The sequence below is a fragment of the Desulfosporosinus acididurans genome (assembly GCF_001029285.1).
Classification (GTDB): Bacteria; Bacillota; Desulfitobacteriia; order Desulfitobacteriales; family Desulfitobacteriaceae; genus Desulfosporosinus; species Desulfosporosinus acididurans.
The window spans coordinates 31,977-54,358 of the sequence record NZ_LDZY01000014.1; the positions used below are offsets into that span (position 1 = coordinate 31,977).

Here is a 22,382-nt window from a genome sequence, read left to right on the forward strand (position 1 = left end):
TTCTACTACGATATGTTTCCACAAACCAATACTTTAAGCTCTAGCATATTCAAAACATTAATAACAATGACATTTTTGCTTAGATACTAGAGTTCACTAAAAAGGAGAGCGGTAAGCTCTCCTTTTTCCTAAGAATCAAATGTACATTTACGACATTTTTACTTAGTATTTACGAACCAATTATTGGCTATAACTAGAAATTTTATGGATTTAGAAGATATGATTATGCTGATTTAAAAAGAGACTTACACAGAATGCTAAAGGTCACTAGTTTGTATCAAGTCTACTTGAAAGGAGATATGTAAATTTGAATAGCAATTATGGAACGTGGAACGAGTTTTAGTCAAAGAGTTTATCTTGATAGTAAAAGTAATTAGCAATATCAAAGCCCAGAATTTTTACGTTTTGTTTACGCTGCGAAGCGATTATTTACAACTTTTTTACAGCATAATAACTTATGATATGGGTTATCAGAAGAGGAGGGCTGGAGATGTTAGATCTAATATTGGGTGGCATAGTTACAATCAGTCTTTTGGTTTATTTGAGTTACGCACTAATTAATGCTGAAAAAATCTAGATTTTCATTTATTAAACCCGATGGAAGTACTTCCTTACTATTAAAATGGAGGATCATTTGATGAGAACGATGGATATTGTACAAATACTTCTCTATGTTGTCATTCTGACAGTTTTAGCTGTTCCTTTGGGCAGATATATGGCCAAAGTATTTAGTGGAGAGAAAACTTGGACTGACCCGTTCTTTCGTCCACTCGAAAAGCTGATTTACCGCTTAACAGGAACTGAAGAACAGTCCGAAATGGGATGGAAACAGTATGCCGGGGCACTCCTTATCTTTAACTTTTGCGGTTTTATAGTCCTGTTTTTACTTCAGCTGTTACAAAAGTATCTACCTCTTAACCCTCAGGGTTTTGGAACAGTTTCCCCTGACCTAGCCTTTAATACGGCTGCAAGTTTTATTACGAATACTAACTGGCAAGCATATTCCGGTGAGTCGACTATGAGTTATTTAGTGCAAATGGCAGGTTTAACCGTACAAAACTTCGTTTCCGCTGCAACAGGAATAGCTGTTGTCGTTGCCCTTACAAGAGGTTTAGCCAGAAAATCGGCTTCAACTATCGGCAACTTTTGGGTAGACATAACTCGCTCTATTTTGTGGGTTCTGCTTCCTTTGTCAATCATCGGGGCGCTTATTTTAACTCAACAAGGTGTTATACAAAATTTCAGCACTTATTTACACCTTACAACGCTTGATGGCGGAAAACAAACGCTGGCTATGGGTCCGGTTGCTTCTCAAGAGGCCATTAAAATGTTTGGAACCAATGGGGGAGGCTTTTTCAATGCCAACTCAGCTCATCCTTTCGAAAACCCTACGCCCATAACCAACTTTTTGGAAATGTTGTTTATTCTGCTAATTCCGGCTGCTTTACCGTTTACGTTTGGGCGGATGGTGGGTAATCCCAAGCAAGGCAGGGTCATCTTTGTCACCATGCTTGTTTTATTTCTTATTTTGGTGGGGGTGACCTATTCTAGCGAAATCTTTGGAAATCCCAATGTGACAGCTTTAGGCATAAGTGGTCCATCAGCAATGGAAGGCAAAGAAGTGCGTTTCGGCGTTGCGAATTCCGCGCTGTTTGCTACAGTTACCACAGCAGCCTCTTGCGGAGCCGTTAATGCAATGCACGACAGCCTAACTCCTCTCGGCGGCATGGTTCCAATGCTGCAAATGATGCTGGGCGAGGTTGTTTTTGGCGGAGTTGGCGCAGGACTCTACGGTATGCTCATCTTTGTGATTTTAACAGTCTTTATCGTAGGTTTAATGGTTGGCCGAACTCCAGAGTATTTGGGTAAAAAAATTGAATCCTGGGAAATGAAGATGGCGACCATAGCGATTCTCGTACCGGCCGTAACTATTTTGGTTGGCAGTGGTCTGGCGAGTATCACAAAAGCTGGAACATCGTCGATTTTAAATCCCGGCCCTCATGGCTTAAGCGAAATTCTATATGCTTTTACATCAGCTGCTGCGAATAATGGCAGTGCCTTTGCAGGCTTAAATGCCAATACACCGTTTTATAACATTGCCTTAGGGATAGCTATCCTTCTTGGAAGGTTTGGGATCATTCTTCCGGTTCTGGCCATAGCAGGCGGTATGGTCAAGAAGAAAGCTGTGCCGGAAGGACCCGGTACGTTTCAGACAACAGGGCTGCTTTTTGGAAGTTTACTTGCCGGGATAGTCATTATTATCAGTGCCTTAACGTTCTTTCCGGCGCTTGCTTTAGGTCCTATTGTTGAACATTTAATGATGATCGGAAAATAATCTCAATTGTAACTTGGAGGCAGTAACATGCAAGAAAATGTGAGTCATGAAGGTAAGAAGACCTCTTCCGGAAGTTTCAACTCTGCAATGATAGTAGAAGCTGTAAAGGACGCTTTCAAAAAACTAAACCCATCTATCATGTGGCGTAATCCGGTGATGTTTGTGGTAGAGGCCGTGGCAGTGTTAAGTACCTTTTTTGTATTAAGAGATTTATTTGCACATGCCAAGACGTTAGGGTTTAATCTGCAAATTGCCATTTGGTTATGGATAACAGTCATCTTTGCCAATTTTTCTGAAGCCATTGCTGAGGGGCGAGGAAAAGCACAAGCCTCGGCTTTACGGAAGACGAGGAGTGAAACCTTAGCCAAAAAGCTCGATGGAGAGAAGATCGTCAATGTTCCGGCTCCGGATTTACGCAAAGATGACATTGTTTTAGTAGAGGCTGGAGATGTTATCCCTGGTGACGGTGAAGTGATTGAAGGAATCGCGTCTGTTGATGAAAGCGCTGTTACAGGAGAATCAGCCCCCGTTATTCGTGAATCCGGTGGTGACCGAAGTTCCGTTACCGGCGGGACGAAAGTGTTATCAGACTGGATTAAAGTAAGAATTACAGCAAATCCTGGGGAAACGTTCCTCGACCGGATGATTCATTTAGTTGAAGGAGCCAAACGACAAAAAACGCCAAATGAAATTGCTTTGACGATTTTACTTTTAGGTTTGACAATTATTTTCTTACTTGCGGTGGCGACCCTTGAACCTTATGCTATCTATTCAGGTACTATTGTAGCTGTCCCAGTACTGGCTGCCTTATTAGTTTGCCTTATTCCTACCACCATTGGAGGACTGCTCAGTGCCATTGGGATTGCCGGAATGGATCGTTTGTTAAAACGGAATGTCTTGGCGATGTCCGGACGGGCAGTAGAAGCTGCCGGAGATGTCAATGTTTTGCTGCTCGATAAGACGGGAACCATTACCCTAGGCAACAGGATGGCGACTGAATTTATTCCCGCGTCGGGTGTACCTGCTGAAAAACTCGCCGATGCAGCCCAAATATCCTCGCTTGCTGATGAAACTCCCGAAGGACGAAGTATCGTAATCTTAGCGAAAGAAAAGTACAATATAAGAGAACGTGATATTAATAGTTTAGGAGCGATCTTTATACCGTTCAGTGCTCAAACAAGAATGAGCGGTGTTAACCTGGAGGGGCGGGAAATCCGCAAAGGGGCAACAGATGCCATCGAAAAATATGTCCGTGAACAAGGTGGGATTATGGCCCCCGATGTCATTACTGCGGTAGAGGATATTGCCAAAAAAGGGGGCACGCCTTTAGTTGTAGCCGAGGGAGCTCAGGCATTAGGCGTTATTTATCTTAAGGATGTCGTCAAAGGCGGTATTAAAGAGCGTTTTGCCCAGCTCCGTAAAATGGGTATAAAAACTGTGATGATTACCGGCGATAATCCACTCACTGCGGCAGCTATTGCAGCAGAGGCCGGTGTTGATGATTTCTTAGCCGAAGCTACTCCGGAAGCAAAACTGAAACTTATTAGAGATTACCAAAATAAAGGACATCTTGTGGCAATGACAGGGGATGGGACAAACGATGCGCCGGCACTTGCTCAGGCAGACGTAGGCGTTGCTATGAATAGCGGTACTCAGGCTGCCAAGGAAGCCGGAAACATGGTTGACTTAGACAGTAACCCTACAAAACTCATTGAGGTTGTGGAGATAGGTAAACAGCTTCTAATGACAAGAGGTTCATTAACGACGTTCAGTATTGCCAATGATGTAGCCAAATACTTCGCCATTATTCCCGCTTTATTCTTTGCAACCTACCCGCAATTAAAGATATTAAATATTATGCATCTGGCAACACCCCAAAGTGCCATTCTTTCAGCGGTCATCTTTAATGCCCTAATTATTGTAGCATTGGTTCCTCTCGCTTTACGTGGGGTGAAATACCAACCACTTGGAGCAAATATTATCTTACGGAAAAATCTTTTGTTCTATGGTTTGGGCGGATTGATCGTTCCGTTTATAGGGATTAAAATTATCGATTTGATTATTTCCGCCTTACACTGGGCGTGAGAAAGGAGTCTTTAAAGATGCTAAAGCAATTTGCGAAAAGTTTTGCCATGCTGCTTGTGATGATCGTACTGACAGGGATTGCTTATCCTTTAGTGATAACCGGTCTTGCTCAGATAATCTTCCCTCACCAGGCAAATGGCTCTTTAGTGTATAAGGGTGGCCAGGTCGTGGGATCCCAATTAATAGGCCAGAATTTCAATGATCCTAAGTACTTTCAGTCGAGACCTTCAGCCGCAGGGAAAAACGGCTATGATGCCACAGCATCGGGAGGATCTAATTTGGGGCCAACCAATAAAGAATTTTTAAACAGTGTGGCTGAACGAGCCAATAATATTCGTCAACAAAATGGGTTAAGCCCTAACCAAGCTGTTCCTTCTGATCTTGTGACGGCATCTGCCAGCGGCTTAGACCCGGATATTACTCCAGCAGGAGCTATGATTCAAATCCCAAGAATAGCAAAATTACGGAATCTCTCCGCTGAGACCGTTAAAAATCTGGTGCAGAGAAATACTGCTTCGCCTCAATTGGGAATATTCGGTGAGCCGAGGGTTAATGTTTTGCAGCTTAACCTTGATCTCGATAACTTAACGAAATAATTAAATAGATATAGCCAAACAGTTAAAAAACGTAAATTAACTGCTTGGCTATGCTTTGCTTTAATGGGGAGGAAACAATGAACGAGAAAAGGCGTGTTAATCCCGATGAGCTTTTGGCTGATATACAGGATCAGACAAAAGGAAAATTAACGGTTTTCCTAGGAGCTGCAGCTGGAGTCGGAAAAACTTATGCTATGCTGGAAGTTGCCCGGGAAAGATTGTCCGAAGGCATTAAACTTGTAGCAGGATGGGTTGAACCGCATGCTCGGCCAGAAACAATAGCCTTAATGGAAGGGGTTCCTAAAGTTATCCCTAAAGAGATTGAGTATCACGGCAGGGTCTTGAAGGAGATGGACCTTGATGAAATACTGTCAATCCATCCTGAAATAGTTTTAGTGGATGAATTAGCTCATACTAATGTGCCCGGTTCACGGCATCTGAAGCGCTACCAGGATGTTGAGGAACTCCTGGCAGTGGGAATCCATGTTTATACAACAATTAATATTCAGCATGTTGAAAGCTTTAATGATATCGTTGCGAAGATAACGGGAGTTACCGTTCGTGAAACGGTTCCGGACTCAATTTTAGAAAACGCCAGAATACATCTTATTGACATTCCAACAGAGGCTTTAATTCAGCGCCTGGAAGAAGGGAAAATTTACGTACCTAATCAAGCGAAACATGCTTTGGACAAGTTTTTTAGACCGGGGAATATTAATGCTTTAAGAGAACTATCTATGCGCTTTGCAGCCCAGAGAGTTGATCGGCAATTGGAATCCTACATGCGGGTTCACGGCATAGAGGGTCCTTGGCCGGCTGGTGAACGGGTCATGGTTTGCATTAGTACCAGCCCTTTTGGGGAACGGCTGATTAGAATGGGCAAACGAATTGCCGAAGGAATGAAAGCTGAACTTCTTGTAGTCTACATCGACACTCCTTCAAATTATTTAAAACAACAAATGCAAAAGGACCAGCTGGCTAAAAGCTTGCATTTAGCTCAAGAATTGAATGCTGAAATCATATCTTTAAGCGGTAATGATGTTGTCGAAGAGTTACTTGAAGTCGCCCAAAAACGTAATGCAACCCAAATTATTATTGGCAAACCCGGAAACCTTAAACTTCGGGACCGCTTTACGGGATCGATTGTCGAGAAGGTGCTTAGGCAAAGCCAAAATATTAGTGTTCATGTGATACCAGGAGATGTTCCCAAGATCAAACAAGATCATGAACTAAAAAAGATTCGCCTAAATAAAGCGAATAATCTTATTCCGTATGTGACAACGTTTGTGTCGCTGGCAGTTATTACAGTTTTAGCGTGGTTAGGAAGTTCTGAGTTGGGTTTGGTTAATACAGCCATGCTTTATTTGCTGCCTGTCCTTTTGAGTGCTGGGCGTTATGGAAAAAAGGTTGGTGTTTTCACAGCGATTGTATCGATTATCACCTACGACTTTTTTACAATCCCTCCAGTTTTAACGTTTACTGTAGCAGATTTGAGGTATTTAATTAGTTTTGGAATTATGATTCTGATAGGCTATTATTTAGGTAATCTATCCACTCGGTTAAGAATTCAAATTATGAATTCTCGTCAGCGTGAGTCTCAAACTGCTGCTCTTTATTCGTTAAGCCGTGAAATTGCGGCAGTCTCTGAGCTGGATTTTGTACTGGAAAGTGTCGTCAAAAAAGTATCTGACATTATTCAAGGCGACGTCGTTATTTTAGTTCCCGAAAAAAATGGGCAGTTGGTTTTACGTGCTAGTTCAAACATGGGAAGTACCTTCGAAGAAAACGAAAGGGCAGTCGCTGCATGGGCTTTTCAAAATAAGCAAATTGCGGGAAAGGGCACGGATACACTTGGCGGGGCCAAAGGATTTTATCTGCCTTTAGTATCCGAACAAGGAATTTGCGGAGTGCTAGGAGTACAACTAAAAAATACGGAAAGATATATATTGTCCGAAAAAAGGAATTTAATTGATGCCTTTGCAAGCTTAACAGCTTTAGCTATCGCCAGAATCTCGTTGGTTGAAAGGGCAAGAGAGGCCCAGCTTTTGAGTGAATCTGAAAAGCTTCGGACCGCGTTACTCAACTCTATATCTCATGATTTGCGAACTCCGCTTGCCTCAATGATAGGGGCTATAACAAGCCTTTTAGAGAATGACAATCTCTTCGATGCTTCTTCCCGTCAGGCTCTTCTCCAAACCATTAAAATTGGTGCCATGAGGATGAATAAGTTAGTGAATAATTTACTCGATATGGCTCGACTAGAAAGCGATATGCTTAAGTTAAACAAGGAGTGGTGTTCGATCAATGAAATCATTAAAGAATCCATTAAATATTTTGATGAAGGTTTAGTGAACAAACGGCAAATTGTCTGCGAAATTTCCAATAAAGATTTATTGATTAACGTGGACTTCGTATTAATCAGACAAGTACTTACCAATCTTTTGGATAATGCTATGAAATATTCCAAGCCGGATAGTCAAATTCTTATTAATGTTAGAAATAACGAAAAACAAGTGGAATTTTCCGTTCACGATCAGGGGGTACCTATTCCTTCGGAAGATCTAGAGCATATTTTTGATAAGTTCTACCGAGTACGTTCTCCTCGCCAGATTAGCGGAACGGGATTAGGTTTAGCTATTTCAAAGGGAATCGTTGAACTTCACGGCGGAAGCATACGAGCAGAAAATAGTTTGGACAACGGGGGAGTTACTATTTCGTTTTCAATTCCGCTAACTGAAATTCCTACAAATACTCCGGAAGAAATAGGAGATTACCATGAATGAGAAAGATAAACGGATACTTGTAATTGATGATGAACCTCAAATTCTCAGACTTCTAAAGGTTTCTCTGGCAGTACATGGTTATGAGGTATATGAGGCTAATACTGCCGCTGAAGGATTTAGAAAGATAACTGAAACTAAACCCGATCTGATTGTTTTGGATTTAGGACTTCCTGATTCAGATGGTATTGATGTTATCACAAAGGTAAGAGAATCTTCGAAAGTACCGGTCGTTGTTCTGACTGCGCGTGAACATGAAAATGATAAAGTTTTAGCATTTGATTTAGGAGCAGACGATTACGTAACCAAGCCATTTAGCATGGGAGAACTTCTTGCAAGGATTCGAAACGCTCTGAGGCATAGCTATGATACAAGTGATGAAGTAATCTTGAAATTTGGAGACATAACTATCAATCTTGAAAACCGCGAAGTAAGAGTCAATGGGAATCTGATCAAATTGACACCGATTGAGTATCAATTACTGACCTTGCTAGCTCAAAATAAAGGAAAAATACTAACGCACCATCAACTTCTCAGTACGATTTGGGGGCCGCATACAGATTCAAATAGCCACTACTTAAGGATATATATAGGACAATTAAGGAAAAAACTGGAGAATGATCCTTCGGAACCGATTCACCTTATTACTGAACCTGGGATCGGATATAAACTAGTTTAATTTCACTATATAATTACTGATAGATAATTGCAATAACGTGGGCAACTGGAATAAGAAGCACCTGCCCCATCAAGGTTCCAGCTAACTTAGAACCGATCAGCATAACGACAAGGGCCTTGATATCTTCGTAGGGTCGATTTCCCCTTAAAGCCTGATCAGTAATAATCGAAGACTTTGGATCGACAAAAAGCATGAGAATAATATTGGCAGCAGTGTTAATGATACCTGCCGACGCCGAAGCTGCCAGACGGTGTTCAGTATTAACCAGTAATGTGGAATAGAAAGCCGACATCACTCCAATTGTATAGAGACCGGTGACGAAAGCATTGAGCGCCATTAATTCGCCCGGGATTTTACGAAAGGGGAGAGTATTTACCATGTTCTTTGACGGTAATTTAATGTACCAAAAGAATTTCCGGATATTGTCGAATCTTAAGGTATTCATAATAATGGATGGTACAGAACCTGATCGTTCGAGGTTGCTTACTGCTTTAGAGAAGCAACTTAAAAAAGTCGGGGTTAACAAACTACCCATAAGAACCCCTAATGCCGCTATCCAGATGACTTTGCGCATAGATGGAAGTGGATCATTCTTTTGATTAAGAGAAATATCCATCAATTCTCCAATTAAAGGGGCTTGAAGGGTATGTGCCGCCAGAGAAACCAGGTAGAAAAGGTTAAAAAAGGTATTGGACAAGGCGAATTGCCTGCTTTTAACAGAATTAAGCCGTACGGAATAAGCAAAGGTATCAATAATATGAATTAGGAATGTAGAAAGAAATAATTGAGAGATATTGAATTGCACAGTTTTACCCTCCATCCGACCTTATCCTTGATATGACTATGTCGGAAGAAGAACAGAAATGCTTGACAACCTACATGTCGTATACTAAACTATGAAAAATTCCACAAATTTCAACTGCCTACGGGAATGTTAGGATATAAATACCTAAGTTAACGGTAATCATACCTGATACCGGCAAGACTTTTACCCTTCCGTTAGTGAAGGGTTTTTGTTTTTAAAAGTTTAACTTATGAAAGGAAGGTTAGTCGTAATGAAAAAAGCTTTGCCTTTGTTACTCATAATGGTTTTAGTTTTAGGAATATTGACTGGCTGCGGTACTCAAACTGCTAAACAAGCAACGGATCCGACGGATCAAACAAACAAAGTAAACTCAGCACAAACCAACTATCCCCTGACAATTAAAGATGATTCCGGGACAGAAGTTTCTATACCGGCTAAGCCAGAGCGGATTATTTGTATCTTACCGAGTGCCACGGAAACCTTATTCGCGATAGGAGCGGGCAACAATGTTATTGCTGTAACCAAATATGATAACAATCCAGTTAATGTACAAAAAAAGGTAGAGTATGTGTTTCAGGATACTTTAAACCCGAACATAGAGCAGATTGTTAAGCTCAAACCGGACTTAATCATTCTGGGAGAGATTAGCCCTACAACCACTGCAGCAATTCGCAATTTAAAGATACCGGTAATTGTTAGTAACCCCCAGGATCTAGCTAATGTTTACACTACCATCAAGGAATTTGGCAAAATTACCGATACCCAAGCTTCCGCGGCGAAAGTCATTGACAGTATGCAAAATGAAGAACGAGCGATTGAAAAGAAAGTCGTCCTGGTAAAAGATACAGATAGTCCCAAGGTTTGGATTGAAGTTGACCCGACTTTGTATACAGCAGGAAGCGGCACGTTTATGGATGAATTGGTTAGCAAGGCTGGTGGTATAAACATTGCGGCAAATGTCAAGGGTTGGGTTCAATACAGTAGTGAAAAGGTAATGGCGGCAAATCCCCAAGTAATTTTATATTCCTATGGCGAGTATAACGTCAACGCCAAACAAACTATTATGAAACGCCCAGGTTGGCAAGATATTAACGCAGTAAAGAATAACAGGGTTGTCGAGCTTAACAGCGATTTGGTCACAGAACCAGGCCCAAGGATTATCGACGGCATGGAAAGCATCGCTAAGGCATTGTACCCCAGTTTATTCCGATAAGATGAGTATGTTTATGAAACGTAAAATTATACCATGGACGGTGGGATTACTCTTCCTGCTCTTTCTTACAATATTGGCCAGCCTATCAATCGGGTCTGTGTATGTGCCTTTAGGCTTGTCTTTCCGAATTCTTCTCGATCATTTACCGTATATGCCCGCGGCCGGAAGCCTGGTTCAAAATGCAATTATCTGGGAATTGAGACTTCCGCGAATTTTCCTGGCTGTCTTAGTAGGAGCAATGCTCTCGGCTTCCGGTGTTGCCTTTCAAGGAATCTTACGCAATCCTTTAGCTGATCCTTATATCTTAGGGGTCTCGGTTGGTGCAGCACTGGGTGCTGCAGGCTACATTGTTTATTTGCACAACATAGCATGGTTAGGCCAACTGGGTCTGCCCTTAGTCTCTTTTGCCGGAGGCATCGTATCTCTAGCTTTGGTCTTGGTACTCGCGGAACATCATGGGCAGCGGGATAGAGAAACCTTAATTCTTTCCGGTGTAGTCATTCAGTCTCTTTTTGGCGCTTTTTTGACCTTCCTCATTGCCATTGCAGGGCACCAGATGCAAGAGATTGTCTTTTGGATGATGGGCAGCCTGGCTAATAGCAGTTGGCAGAACGTGGTTATTCTGCTGCCTTACTTTATAGCGGGTATGGTCTACCTGTTACTGCAATACCGCGATCTTAATGTCATTGCTTTAGGTGAACGGGCGGCAACTTACTTAGGGATGGAAGTGGAGAAAAAGAAAATTGCTATACTGGCCGCGGGTACTCTACTTACGGCTGCGGCTGTATCCCAAGTTGGCATTATCGGCTTTGTAGGTTTAATCGTACCTCACCTGATGCGTTTGGTAGTTGGACCGGATCACAAGGTTCTCTTACCATTATCTACTGTGGCAGGTGCTATTTTCCTCCTTTGGTCAGATACAATTGCCCGAGCTGTAATACCGTCTCAGGAATTACCTATAGGGGTTGTGACAGCCTTTGTAGGTGCGCCGTTTTTTGCTTATCTATTGAAAAAAGGGTTAAGGAGGGGCAAAAGTGAGTCTTTTTGAAATATGCGGTGTCAGCCAGGACTATGGCTGGGGGCCAGTGCTGCAAAACATTAACTTTCACTTAACCGAAGGCGGAAGCACTGGTATTATCGGGCCGAACGGCAGCGGTAAATCGACATTGATCCGTGTTATCAGCGGTCTGCTCGTTCCGAGTCAAGGTGAAGTACGGTTTCGGGGCAAAACTGTACATTCATATCGCAAGAAGGAACTTGCCAGGCAGATTGCGGTATTAGAACAAGAAGGAACTGCTCCCTTGCCTTTTACAGTAAAAGAAGTTGTTGCCATGGGCCGTTATCCTTGGTTAAAACCTTTCAGTGAGCTTAACCGCCAAAATGATTTGATTGTCGAAGAGGTGCTCACAACCCTAGGTCTGTGGGAGATACAAGACCAATCGGTTAATACCCTTAGCGGAGGCCAAAGACAACTGGTATCTTTAGCACGTGCTATGGCTCAACAGCCTACTGTGTTGATTCTGGATGAACCTACCACCTATTTGGACATTGGTCATCAGGTCTTGGTGATGCAGCATGTACGCCGCTGGCGCTTTAAAAAAGGCATTACTGTAATCATGGTCTTACACGATTTAAACCTTGCCGGACAATACTGTGATAAATTCCTCTTGATGGAACAGGGACATATTAGAGCATGCGGAAATGCAACAGAGGTAATGGACCAAGAAATTATTACCAGTGTTTATGGCACCAGTTTGATTAAAATAAACCACCCTGTGCTTGGTGTTCCTCAATTTTTACTTACCTAACTCACTTTTTCAATCTTGTGAACGTCCTATACTATTAGCTGTGGAAGCCGGTTGACATTCAGCAAATTGCCAGGAAAATAAAAATATTCAATTCCTACAGGAAATATTGTAGAAAGGTAGAATATATAAATGATACATGTAATAAAGATGGGTGAAATAGTTGAAGAAAATATTTACATTATTAGTTATCGTTATGTGTCTACTGGCATCACCTCGAAGCTTATTGGCGGCAACGTCTGGGAACAGTGAAACGAAATCAGTCGGAACTAAAACAGTTGGAATTGTAACTGCATCGGCGCTTAATTTACGTCAGACAGATGTATCTACCTCGAAAGTACTTACGGCCATTCCTAAAAACACTCAAGTTGATGTGATTTCTAAAAACACAAGTAATTGGTACAATGTCAAATATAATGGTCAGACTGGTTGGGTTTCGGGAGCGTACCTAATACTTAAGACGGTTACTGACACATCATCAGAAACTACGCCAAGTGCAATATCCGGGAACGATAAAACTATATCAGATACGAAGACAGTTGGAATAGTTACAGCTTCGGCCCTTAATCTACGTAAAACAGATGCAGCTACATCAGCAGTACTTACTACTATTCCTAAAAACGCCCAAGTTGAGGTGATAGCCAAGAATACCGGTAATTGGTATAACGTCAGCTACAATGGTCAAACTGGATGGGTTTCTGGATTATATCTAACCGTGAAGACTGTTACGGATACGGACTCCGTGCCTGAAGTTTCGCGATCAGATAGTTCAAAACTTGTGGATGATGCCCTAAGCCTACTAGGTGTTCCCTACGTTTTCGGAGGAAACAGTCGTAGTGGGTTTGATTGCTCGGGTTATACCCAATACGTATTTAAGGGTGTCGGTATTTCTTTACCAAGAACTGCTGAAGAACAATATAAATCGGGAGTCTCAGTGAGCCGGGAGCAGCTGCAGGCTGGTGATTTAGTATTCTTTTCTACGTATGCTCCGGGAGCATCGCATGTCGGTATCTATATCGGCGGCGGAAAGTTCATCGCAGCTGATTCCAATAAAGGTATTTGTATTTCTAACCTTGATGATCCTTACTATAGGAGCTCATACCTTGGTGCCCGTCGAATAAGCTAGGAGCGCAGGGCATTAAGTTCAACTTGAAACATATAGCAACTAAGCATTGGACTTAGTTGCTTTTTTACTCTGCTGCAGTAAACACATCAATACACGTTGAGGCCAACAATATATTAGTTTTTTGGCGATGAGGGAGCGTTTTGGCGCTTCTTTTTATTTTTAACCATGCATGTGAGGTAAGAGGCGACAAGACACGACAATTAATTATAATATTCATTTAAATATGAATATTGATTAAATTGAAAATTCGATGTATTATATAATTGTCAAGCATATTTGAATATTTGTTAAATTGCAAATTCGGAAAGGGGAGGTGGTATGGGGTTTTTATTGCGTTACGAAACATCAAGTGAACCTATTGAAGTAGGCTGAATAGAAATTCTATATTTTTTAGACAAGTATCGAACAATTAAATATTCTTTCTAAAGATGAACAAGGCAAATAATCGTTTTTCACGCTTGTTCACTTTCATTTGTCTGAAACACGCAGTTTCTCAGGGAACAGTCGTAAGTTGTCCTTGAGCAAAACGACATTTGACGATTTCTGAGGCTGCCGCTTTATCTCGAAGCCAGCTGAGCAAATCTAAGCCAGCTGAGCAAATGGTAACACTTTTATAGTAAGCGCCTTAACGTCTCCAAGTAAACCATGATTCGCGGAGATGCCAAGAATTCGAGTCCGAAAAATGTGGAATAGAATCATCCGCTCGACCAAACGTTTAAGTTTACCCGGCGTGGTCGTTGAGCCTTTTCTCCCTTTTTACCTCTCTTAGTTTTCTTCTTGCGTCTCTCGGCCTTTTTTAGGGCTTGAGATTGTCTCTACGGGCATTCCAAAGGCGTTTGAAGAAGTCGTAGAAGGTACCAACACCGGGGAAAATAAAGTTGGTTCAAGGAAACTCTTGTCCCAACTGCCTCGGCAAATGCCGAGAGGCTATTTAAAATTTAGGAGGAGGCAATTAAAAATGGATGTTAATTCTTTTAGTTTATCGGAAGAACAGGAAATGATTATGAACACGGCAAGATCATTTGCACAAAAGGAACTTCAACCTATTGTCTATGAGAGCGATGCAAATAGTATATTTCCTGTAGAACAGTATAAGAAGATGGGCGAGATGGGTTTGTTGGGCTTACCATTCTCATCAGAATATGGTGGTTCCGACGGAGATTACTTATCTTACATCTTAGCCGTCGAAGAAATTTCCAAAGTGCATAGTGCCGTTGGTATCTCATATTCGGTAAGTACCTCTCTCTGTATGGGAGGAATATATCAAAATGCTTCAGAGGAACAAAAGAAAAAATATCTTCCAGATCTATGTTCTGGAAAGAAATTTGGTTCTTTCGGATTAACTGAGCCAAATGCGGGCTCAGATGCAGCAGGTGTAAGAACTACAGCTAAAAGAGATGGAGATCACTATGTATTAAACGGTTCTAAATGCTTTATTACAAATGGCCCTCTCTCTGAGACCTTTTTAGTATTTGCTTCAACGGATATAAGTCAAGGAACAAAAGGATTATCAGCGTTTATTATTGAAAAAAGTTTCCCGGGATTTTCAATAGGCACTATTGAAAACAAATGTGGGATAAGAGCTACTCAAGTTTCAGAACTGCTTTTTGATGACTGTATTGTCCCAGCTGAAAACTTAGTAGGACAAGAGGGAAAAGGTTTTGGCATTGCAATGAAGACTCTTGATGGCGGAAGATTCGGAGTCGCAGCCCAAGGACTTGGTCTCGCAGAAGGAGCATTTGATATAGCGAAACAATATTTGAAAGATAGAATCCAGTTTGGCAAGCCTTTATACAAAAATCAGTATTTAGCATTTAAAATGGCTGAATTAGAGATCGAAATTGAACAAGCTAAGTATCTCTTGTACAAAGGAGTTCTTGATAAACAAGCTGGAAGACCTTATTCAGTTTCAGCAGCGAAGGCAAAAATGGCTTGCACAGACGCAGCGATGCATGTAACTGTAGAATGCGTTCAAATGCTTGGCGGAAATGGCTACATGAAGGATTATCATGTTGAAAGAATGATGAGAGATTCTAAGATTACTCAGATCTATGAAGGAACAAATCAAATCATGAGAATGATTATTGCCGGAAATATTTTCAAATAATTTAATTTTTCAAGAACAACCGACGGTTTGTGGAGTGATGTCGTTAAGTTGATAGGAGAGATACGAATGAAAGAGTGTATTGCTTGTCATTCTGGCCAAATAAAACAGGTGGATATCATAACAAAAGATGATGCATTTATCTTATTAGAGAATAGTGAAGTAGTCGACAGTCCTCCACAAAGTCAAAAGATAATAAAGTATGTTTGTTTAAATTGTGGATTCATAAATCTTTATGCAGAGGACTATATTTAAAATAACTGTTACCAAATAGTTTGCGACATAAGAAATCTCTCACATATGACTGACGTGTCCGCAGTGACTTAATAATTGGAATATTCTTATTCAATGCCCCGCAATTTGCGGGGCAGGTTAAGTCACTGAGGAAAACATTGGAGGAGGGGCCTAATATGAGAAAGGTTGCTATTCTGACAGCAGAAGAGGCTGTTGATTTAGTTAAAGATGGGGACACTCTTTGTACATGTGGATTTGTTGGAAATCTTCTTGCAGAAGCACTTTATAAAGCCATAGAAAAGAAATTTTTAGAGACCGGCAGCCCTAAAAATATAACTTTGTTTTATCCAGCATCACAAGGCAGCAGGAACGGCACAGGCGGTGATCATTTTGCCCACGAAGGTTTGGTAAAAAGAGTAATAGCAGGTCATTATAATACCGCTCCAAAGTTAGGCGAACTGTGTCTAGCTAATAAATGTGAAGGTTACAACTTACCACAAGGTACTTTGGAATATATTATTAGAGATGCCGCGGGACATAGGCCTGGTACAATTACCCATGTTGGATTGGGTACTTTTGTTGATCCAAGAAATGGCGGAGGTAAAATAAACGCCAGGACGACAGAAGATTTAGTAGAAGTTATAAAAATCGGCAATGAAGAAAAGCTTTTCTACAAAGCATTTCCTTTAGATATCGCCTTCCTTAGAGGTACTTATGCGGATGAGTATGGAAATGTAACCCTAGAAAAAGAAGTAGCTACTATTGAGGTTACATCTATAGCGCAGGCAGTTAAAAATAATGGTGGAAAAGTAATTGTTCAAGTGGAAAAGGTTGTAAAGGGTGGTACTTTAGACCCCAGACTGGTTCAAATACCTGGTATTTATGTTCATGCTGTTGTAGAAGTAGTTGATATGAAAGATCATGAACAAAGTGTTGGACAAGAATATAATCCGGCACTTTGCGGGGAAGTAAGAGCACCTGAAGGTAATGTTGAAATGACCCCCTTGACTATTAAAAAAGTTATTGGCAGAAGAGCAGCTATGGAATTGGTAAAGGATACTGTTGTTAATTTAGGTGTAGGAACACCTGAGTATGTTGCTCAAGTTGCAAGTGAAGAAGGAATTGCAAGTTACATGACATTAACTGTAGAATCGGGTGCAATTGGAGGCAGTCCGCAAGGTGGAGCTAGATTTGGTGCTACGTTAAATCCTGATGCTATTATTGACCAAAATAGTCAGTTTGATTTTTATGATGGCGGCGGTCTTGACATGGCATTTTTAGGCTTAGCTGAATGCGATGAAGAGGGTAACATTAATGTTAGTAAATTTGGTCCCAAAATACCAGGCTGTGGAGGTTTTATCAATATAACCCAAAATTCAAAAAAAGTATTCTTCCTTGGTACATTTACAGCTGGTGGCCTAAAAGAAAAAATTGAAGATGGAAAATTAATAATAGAACAAGAAGGAAGACAAAAGAAATTTATAAAACAAGTAGAACAAGTTACATTTAGTGGAAAATATGCAATTAAAACCGAACAACCCGTCTTATATATAACAGAAAGAGCTGTATTTGAATTAAAAGAAGGTGGGCTTAACTTAATAGAAGTTGCTCCTGGAATTGATATCCAAACACAAATTATAGATTTAATGGATTTTGCCCCTATGATTGACAAAAATGTTAAGACTATGGACCCAAGGCTTTTTAGTGAAGAAAAAATAAACCTGAAGAAATAATGATTGAAATAGTTGAAGAAATAATTAAAGAAGGAGATTAATCTATGTTTACTATGGGGATTGATATTGGTTCATCATCCTCAAAGGTTGTAATACTTGAAGATGGATTGAATATTATCGCTGCTGAAGTCATCCAAATTGGAACAGGTTCTACTGGACCAAAACGTGTACTAGATGAAGCTCTTTCAAAGTCAGGTCTTAAATTGCAAGACATGGCTAAAATTATTGCTACAGGTTACGGAAGATCTTCAGTAGAAGAATCACACAAACAAATCAGCGAAATCAGTTGTCAGGCTAAGGGAGTTTTCTTTTTAGTTCCTTCAGCAAAAACAATTATTGACATCGGTGGTCAAGATGTTAAGGCAATTAAACTTGACAGTAAAGGCTGCGTTAAGCAGTTTTTTATGAATGATAAATGTGCTGCTGGAACAGGACGTTTTCTTGATGTTATGTCACGAGTACTTGAAGTTAGTCTTAATGAAATGGCAGAATACGATTCTCGTGCAACGGAACCTGCCACTGTTAGCAGCACGTGCACAGTTTTTGCGGAATCTGAGGTAATATCTCAGCTTGCAAACGGAGTTGCTAAAGAGAACATTATTGCGGGGGTTCATCAGTCAGTTGCCAGCAAAGCTTGTGGACTTGCCTATAGATGTGGGGTGGAAGAGGACATTGTTATGTGCGGAGGTGTTGCCAAAGACTTAGGGGTAGTTAGGGCAATAAGCAAAGAACTAAAAAAACCAGTAATCGTAGCGCCTAATCCTCAAACTACAGCTGCACTTGGAGCTGCTATATTTGCCTTCGACGAAGTTATTGGAGCAAATAAATAAAGGAAAGAGGTATGGAAAATGACTGATACATCGAATATGAGTGCCAAAGAATTGTTAGGTTTCTATCAAGAAGAATTATATGAAGAAGCGAGACGGGCAAAAAAAGAAGGAAAACTTGTTTGTTGGTCTGCATCTGTTGCTCCTTCGGAGTTTTGTGTCACTATGGATATTGCTATGATATATCCTGAAACACACGCTGCGGGTATTGGTGCAAGAAAAGGTGCCTTAGATGTTCTTGAAGTTGCAGATGAAAAAGGCTATAACGTGGATACTTGCTCTTATGCAAGAGTAAATATGGGTTATATGGAACTTTTAAAACAAGAGGCTTTAACGGGAAAAACACCAGAAAAGCTTGAAAAATCTCCAGCGGCAAGAATACCCCTTCCTGATTTAGTAATAACATGCAACAATATTTGTAACACATTGCTTAAGTGGTATGAGAATCTTGCCGTTGAATTAAATATTCCTCTGATCATCATTGATGTTCCATTTAATCATACAATGCCAATACCACAGTATTCTAAGGACTATATCGCGGAACAGTTTAAGAATGCCATTTCGCAGCTTGAGGAAATCTGTGGTAAGAAATTCGACTACGACAAATTCTTAAAAGTACAGGAACAAACACAACGTTCTGTTGCCCAATGGAACAGAATCGCTTCTTTGTCATCACATAAACCATCACCATTAAACGGTTTTGATCTTTTCAACTATATGGCACTGATAGTTTGTGCAAGAAGTAGAGACTACGCAGAAATTACCTTTAAAAAGTTTGCAGATGAACTTGAGGAAAATCTAAAAAATGGTATCTACGCGTTTAAAGGAAATGAACAAAAGCGTGTAACATGGGAGGGTATAGCTGTTTGGCCACACCTTGGACATACATTTAAAGGCTTAAAGAATCTTGGAAATATAATGACAGGTTCAGCCTATCCTGGTCTGTGGAATCTTTCTTATACACCAGGTGATATGAGTTCAATGGCAGAAGCTTATACTAGAATTTATATAAATACTTGTCTCGATAACAAAGTTAAGGTTCTTAGTGACATAATTAGTGGAGGAAAGTGTGACGGAGTTATTTATCATCAGAACAGAAGCTGTAAGCTAATGAGTTTTCTAAATGTAGAAACTGCCGATATATTACAAAAAGGAAATCATTTACCCTATGTGAGCTTTGATGGAGACCAAACTGACCCTCGTAACTTTTCTCCTGCACAATTCGATACACGTATACAGGCATTAGATGAAATGATGAAGCAGAATAAGGAGGGAGTTTCTAATGAGTAGAATTGAAACTATTATAAGTGAATTATCTTCTATTTCAAATAATCCCAAAAAGGCTATGGAAGATTATAAAAAAGAAACCGGCAAAGGGGCAGTAGGTGTTATGCCTTATTATGCTCCTGAAGAAATAATTCATGCTGCAGGTCTTCTTCCAGTAGGTATTTGGGGAGGACAGAAGAGTATTTCTAAAGCCCGTGCCTTTTTACCTCCCTTTGCTTGTTCGATTATGCAATCCGTTATGGAAATGCAGCTGGAAGGTGTATATGATAATTTAGAAGCTATACTTTTCCCCGTTCCTTGTGACACCTTAAAATGTCTTAGTCAAAAATGGAAAGGAACATCACCTGTCATCGTATTTACTCATCCTCAAAACAGAAAACTAGAAGCAGCAAATAAGTTTCTTGCTGAGGAATATAGGCTTGTTCGTGAAAAACTCGAAAGAATATTGGATGTTAAGATTACCGATGAGGCACTAACCAAAAGCATTGACATTTATAACGAAAATCGTAAAGTAATGCGTGAATTTGTGGACATAGCCGCTGCTTATCCTCAGATTATTGATCCCATAAAACGTCATGCTATTATAAAAGCAAGATCTTTTATGGAAAAATCTAAACATACGGCTATGGTAAAAGAATTGAATTCAGAGCTTAAATCGTTACCTGTTGAGGACTTTACAGGTAAAAGGGTTGTTTTAACAGGAATTATGGCTGAACCAAATGAAGTATTAGAAATTCTAAAAGAAAACGGTTTTGCTGTTGTTGCAGACGACCTTGCACAGGAATCGAGACAGTTCAGAAATGATGTTCCATTAGGCCCAGACCCACTATATAGATTGGCTAAATGGTGGCAAGAATTCGATGGTTGTTCTCTTGCTACAGATGCGAAGAAATCAAGAGGTCCAATGCTTATCGATACGGTTAAATCATCTAAGGCAGATGCCGTTGTGGTTTGCATGATGAAGTTCTGTGACCCCGAAGAATTCGACTATCCAATCTACTATAGACAGTTTGAAGAAGCTGGAATTAAAAGCTTATTTATAGAAATTGACCTTGAAACAACATCCTTTGAACAGACTAAAACCAGAGTTCAAAGTTTTAGTGAAATGCTGTAATTTCTAAGTGTAGAAAACTTATTTCTGAATTGAACTTGTTTCTGAATTATAAGTTAATAGAAATTTAAAGCGTATCTCTTTAGGTAATGTCTCTTGTTGTTTGTTTGCATCCTGACTTTGTGGGAAGAGGTGATATGTGACCCTTCCCACTTAGTTTGTTAAGTCGAGAATTATAATTACTTATTTAAGTTTAAGTTTGCTTAAAATGATTTTACATTATGTGGTCTGACCGGCGTACATATCCGAAGGGTTATAAGGAGGTATAAGGATGTTAGCTCATGAAGTCTTGGAAGACCTTGTTCAAGTGCTCGGTCGTGAAAATGTCCTCACAGAGCAGGAAGACTTATTGACCTATGCTTATGACGCAACTGCGGCGATGAAACATCATAAGCCGGATGTTGTGGTTGCACCTCTATCTACTGAACAGGTGGCAGATGTCGTGAAAATCGCCCTTCGTCACCATGTCCCTATTTACCCTCGTGGTTCTGGAACGAACCTTAGTGGGGGAACTATTCCCATTGAAGGGGGTATCGTTCTCTCAATGCTTAACCTAAACAAAATCCTGGAAGTTGACCAGGATAACTTAACAGCAACAGTTCAACCCGGGGTGATCATTCAGGCTCTCAATGATGAAGCGGCAAAATACGGCTTGTTGTACCCGCCGGATCCAGGTACAGTCACCACAGCAACTATGGGCGGCTCGGTTTCGGAGTGTTCGGGAGGATTGCGTGGGCTGAAATACGGTGTAACTAAGCATTATATCATGGGCTTGCAAATGGTCTTGGCGAACGGAGAAGTCATTCGTTGGGGAGGAAAAACGGTCAAGAACGTTACAGGGTATGATTTAGTAGCTCTCTTTACTGGGGCCGAAGGAACGTTGGGGATTATCACTGAAATAATCGTCAAACTAATTCCAGCTCCAGAAGCACGTAAGAGCATTTTAGCGGTCTTTGATGATATTGATAAAGCGGGGAGGGCCATTGCAGCCATAATTCGCAATAAAGTTATTCCCGCAACGCTTGAAATCTTGGATAATGCGACTATTCAGACCGTGGAAAACTTTGTGCATGCGGGACTTCCGATGGACGCGGAAGCGGTTCTCTTATGTGAAGTGGACGGCTACAAGGAAGTTGTCGAACGAGAAGCTGTTTTGGTAGAACGCATTTTGAAAGAGGAAGGAGCTGTTCAGGTAAAAATCGCTAAAGATGATAAAGAGCGCGATCTTTTGTGGTTGGCTCGTCGCAGCGCGCTTCCTGCTCTCGCTCAAAAACGACCGACGACCGTACTTGAAGATGCGACCGTTCCCCGAAGTAAAATTCCGGATATGCTTAAAGCAATCCGTAGAATTGCAACAAAATACAATCTGCAAATTGCTACATTCGGCCATGCAGGAGACGGGAATCTACATCCCACAATTTTAACCGATGAACGTGAATTAGAAGAAATGAAAAGAGTGCACATGGCAGTAGACGAGATTTTCGAAACGGCGATAGCGCTTGGAGGAACCCTTTCCGGTGAACATGGAATTGGTATCGCCAAAATGAAATATCTTGGCTTGGAATTTGGAGAAGCAGGTGTGGCGGCTTTGCGGCGCATTAAAGAAGCCATGGATCCCAACTATGTATTGAACCCCTTGAAGATGGTAAGGAGGGACTGATC

The 22,382-nt window shown here is 40.8% G+C and carries 18 protein-coding genes; 17 read left to right on the plus strand and 1 reads right to left on the minus strand.

Going from position 1 to position 22,382, the window contains the following annotated elements; genetic code table 11:
* Positions 1–490: 490 nt before the first annotated feature.
* The 6 genes from kdpF to DEAC_RS17625 all read left to right on the plus strand — a co-directional run bounded on the left by kdpF (position 491) and on the right by DEAC_RS17625 (position 8,475).
* Complete coding sequence (gene kdpF, locus DEAC_RS24825; protein ID WP_152671438.1) at positions 491–577, plus strand: K(+)-transporting ATPase subunit F; 87 nt, start codon at positions 491–493, stop codon at positions 575–577.
* 60 nt (positions 578–637) lie between these two features.
* On the plus strand, positions 638–2,335 hold the full coding sequence (gene kdpA, locus DEAC_RS17605; RefSeq protein ID WP_047811394.1) for a potassium-transporting ATPase subunit KdpA: 1,698 nt from the start codon (positions 638–640) through the stop codon (positions 2,333–2,335).
* A gap of 27 nt (positions 2,336–2,362) precedes the next feature.
* Complete coding sequence (kdpB, locus tag DEAC_RS17610) at positions 2,363–4,420, plus strand: potassium-transporting ATPase subunit KdpB (protein WP_047811395.1); 2,058 nt, start codon at positions 2,363–2,365, stop codon at positions 4,418–4,420.
* Positions 4,421–4,437: 17 nt separating this feature from the next.
* A complete protein-coding gene (gene kdpC / locus DEAC_RS17615; protein ID WP_047811396.1) occupies positions 4,438–5,016 on the plus strand; it encodes a potassium-transporting ATPase subunit KdpC in 579 nt (192 codons plus the stop codon).
* Between the two features lie 77 nt (positions 5,017–5,093).
* Positions 5,094–7,799, plus strand: coding sequence for a sensor histidine kinase (locus DEAC_RS17620; protein ID WP_047811397.1), 2,706 nt, complete (start codon positions 5,094–5,096; stop codon positions 7,797–7,799).
* On the plus strand, positions 7,792–8,475 hold the full coding sequence (locus DEAC_RS17625) for a response regulator (RefSeq protein WP_047811398.1): 684 nt from the start codon (positions 7,792–7,794) through the stop codon (positions 8,473–8,475). The genes DEAC_RS17620 and DEAC_RS17625 overlap by 8 nt, the downstream gene beginning before the upstream one ends.
* A 13-nt stretch (positions 8,476–8,488) precedes the next feature.
* Here the strand turns inward: DEAC_RS17625 and DEAC_RS17630 are convergent, their stop codons facing one another.
* The gene (locus DEAC_RS17630; RefSeq protein WP_047811399.1) at positions 8,489–9,280 is read right to left on the minus strand and encodes a lipid II flippase Amj family protein; all 792 of its coding nucleotides are present in this window, start codon (positions 9,278–9,280) and stop codon (positions 8,489–8,491) included.
* Positions 9,281–9,530: 250 nt separating this feature from the next.
* On the opposite strand from DEAC_RS17630, the gene DEAC_RS17635 reads away from it, so the two are divergent.
* From DEAC_RS17635 to DEAC_RS17685, 11 genes are all read left to right on the plus strand, one after another.
* The gene (locus tag DEAC_RS17635) at positions 9,531–10,493 is read left to right on the plus strand and encodes an ABC transporter substrate-binding protein (protein ID WP_047811400.1); all 963 of its coding nucleotides are present in this window, start codon (positions 9,531–9,533) and stop codon (positions 10,491–10,493) included.
* Between the two features lie 13 nt (positions 10,494–10,506).
* Complete coding sequence (locus DEAC_RS17640; RefSeq protein WP_152671432.1) at positions 10,507–11,541, plus strand: FecCD family ABC transporter permease; 1,035 nt, start codon at positions 10,507–10,509, stop codon at positions 11,539–11,541.
* Positions 11,528–12,301, plus strand: coding sequence for an ABC transporter ATP-binding protein (locus DEAC_RS17645; protein WP_047811402.1), 774 nt, complete (start codon positions 11,528–11,530; stop codon positions 12,299–12,301). Before DEAC_RS17640 ends, DEAC_RS17645 begins: the two co-directional genes overlap by 14 nt.
* A gap of 160 nt (positions 12,302–12,461) precedes the next feature.
* Positions 12,462–13,424 (plus strand): C40 family peptidase, encoded by a 963-nt coding sequence (locus tag DEAC_RS17650; RefSeq protein ID WP_053006486.1) that lies wholly within the window; start codon positions 12,462–12,464, stop codon positions 13,422–13,424.
* A gap of 958 nt (positions 13,425–14,382) precedes the next feature.
* Positions 14,383–15,531, plus strand: a complete 1,149-nt coding sequence (locus DEAC_RS17655) for an acyl-CoA dehydrogenase family protein (protein ID WP_047811403.1) — start codon at positions 14,383–14,385, stop codon at positions 15,529–15,531.
* A 66-nt stretch (positions 15,532–15,597) separates the two neighbouring features.
* On the plus strand, positions 15,598–15,783 hold the full coding sequence (locus tag DEAC_RS17660) for a hypothetical protein (protein ID WP_047811404.1): 186 nt from the start codon (positions 15,598–15,600) through the stop codon (positions 15,781–15,783).
* A gap of 155 nt (positions 15,784–15,938) precedes the next feature.
* Positions 15,939–17,495 (plus strand): acyl CoA:acetate/3-ketoacid CoA transferase, encoded by a 1,557-nt coding sequence (locus DEAC_RS17665; protein WP_047811405.1) that lies wholly within the window; start codon positions 15,939–15,941, stop codon positions 17,493–17,495.
* A 44-nt stretch (positions 17,496–17,539) separates the two neighbouring features.
* Positions 17,540–18,325: an acyl-CoA dehydratase activase gene (locus DEAC_RS17670; RefSeq protein ID WP_047811406.1), complete on the plus strand. Its 786-nt coding sequence runs from the start codon at positions 17,540–17,542 to the stop codon at positions 18,323–18,325.
* Positions 18,326–18,343: 18 nt separating this feature from the next.
* Positions 18,344–19,612: a 2-hydroxyacyl-CoA dehydratase subunit D gene (locus tag DEAC_RS17675; RefSeq protein WP_047811407.1), complete on the plus strand. Its 1,269-nt coding sequence runs from the start codon at positions 18,344–18,346 to the stop codon at positions 19,610–19,612.
* On the plus strand, positions 19,605–20,723 hold the full coding sequence (locus tag DEAC_RS17680; protein ID WP_047811408.1) for a 2-hydroxyacyl-CoA dehydratase subunit D: 1,119 nt from the start codon (positions 19,605–19,607) through the stop codon (positions 20,721–20,723). Before DEAC_RS17675 ends, DEAC_RS17680 begins: the two co-directional genes overlap by 8 nt.
* 268 nt (positions 20,724–20,991) lie before the next feature.
* Positions 20,992–22,380, plus strand: a complete 1,389-nt coding sequence (locus tag DEAC_RS17685; protein WP_047811409.1) for an FAD-binding oxidoreductase — start codon at positions 20,992–20,994, stop codon at positions 22,378–22,380.
* Positions 22,381–22,382: the final 2 nt, after the last annotated feature.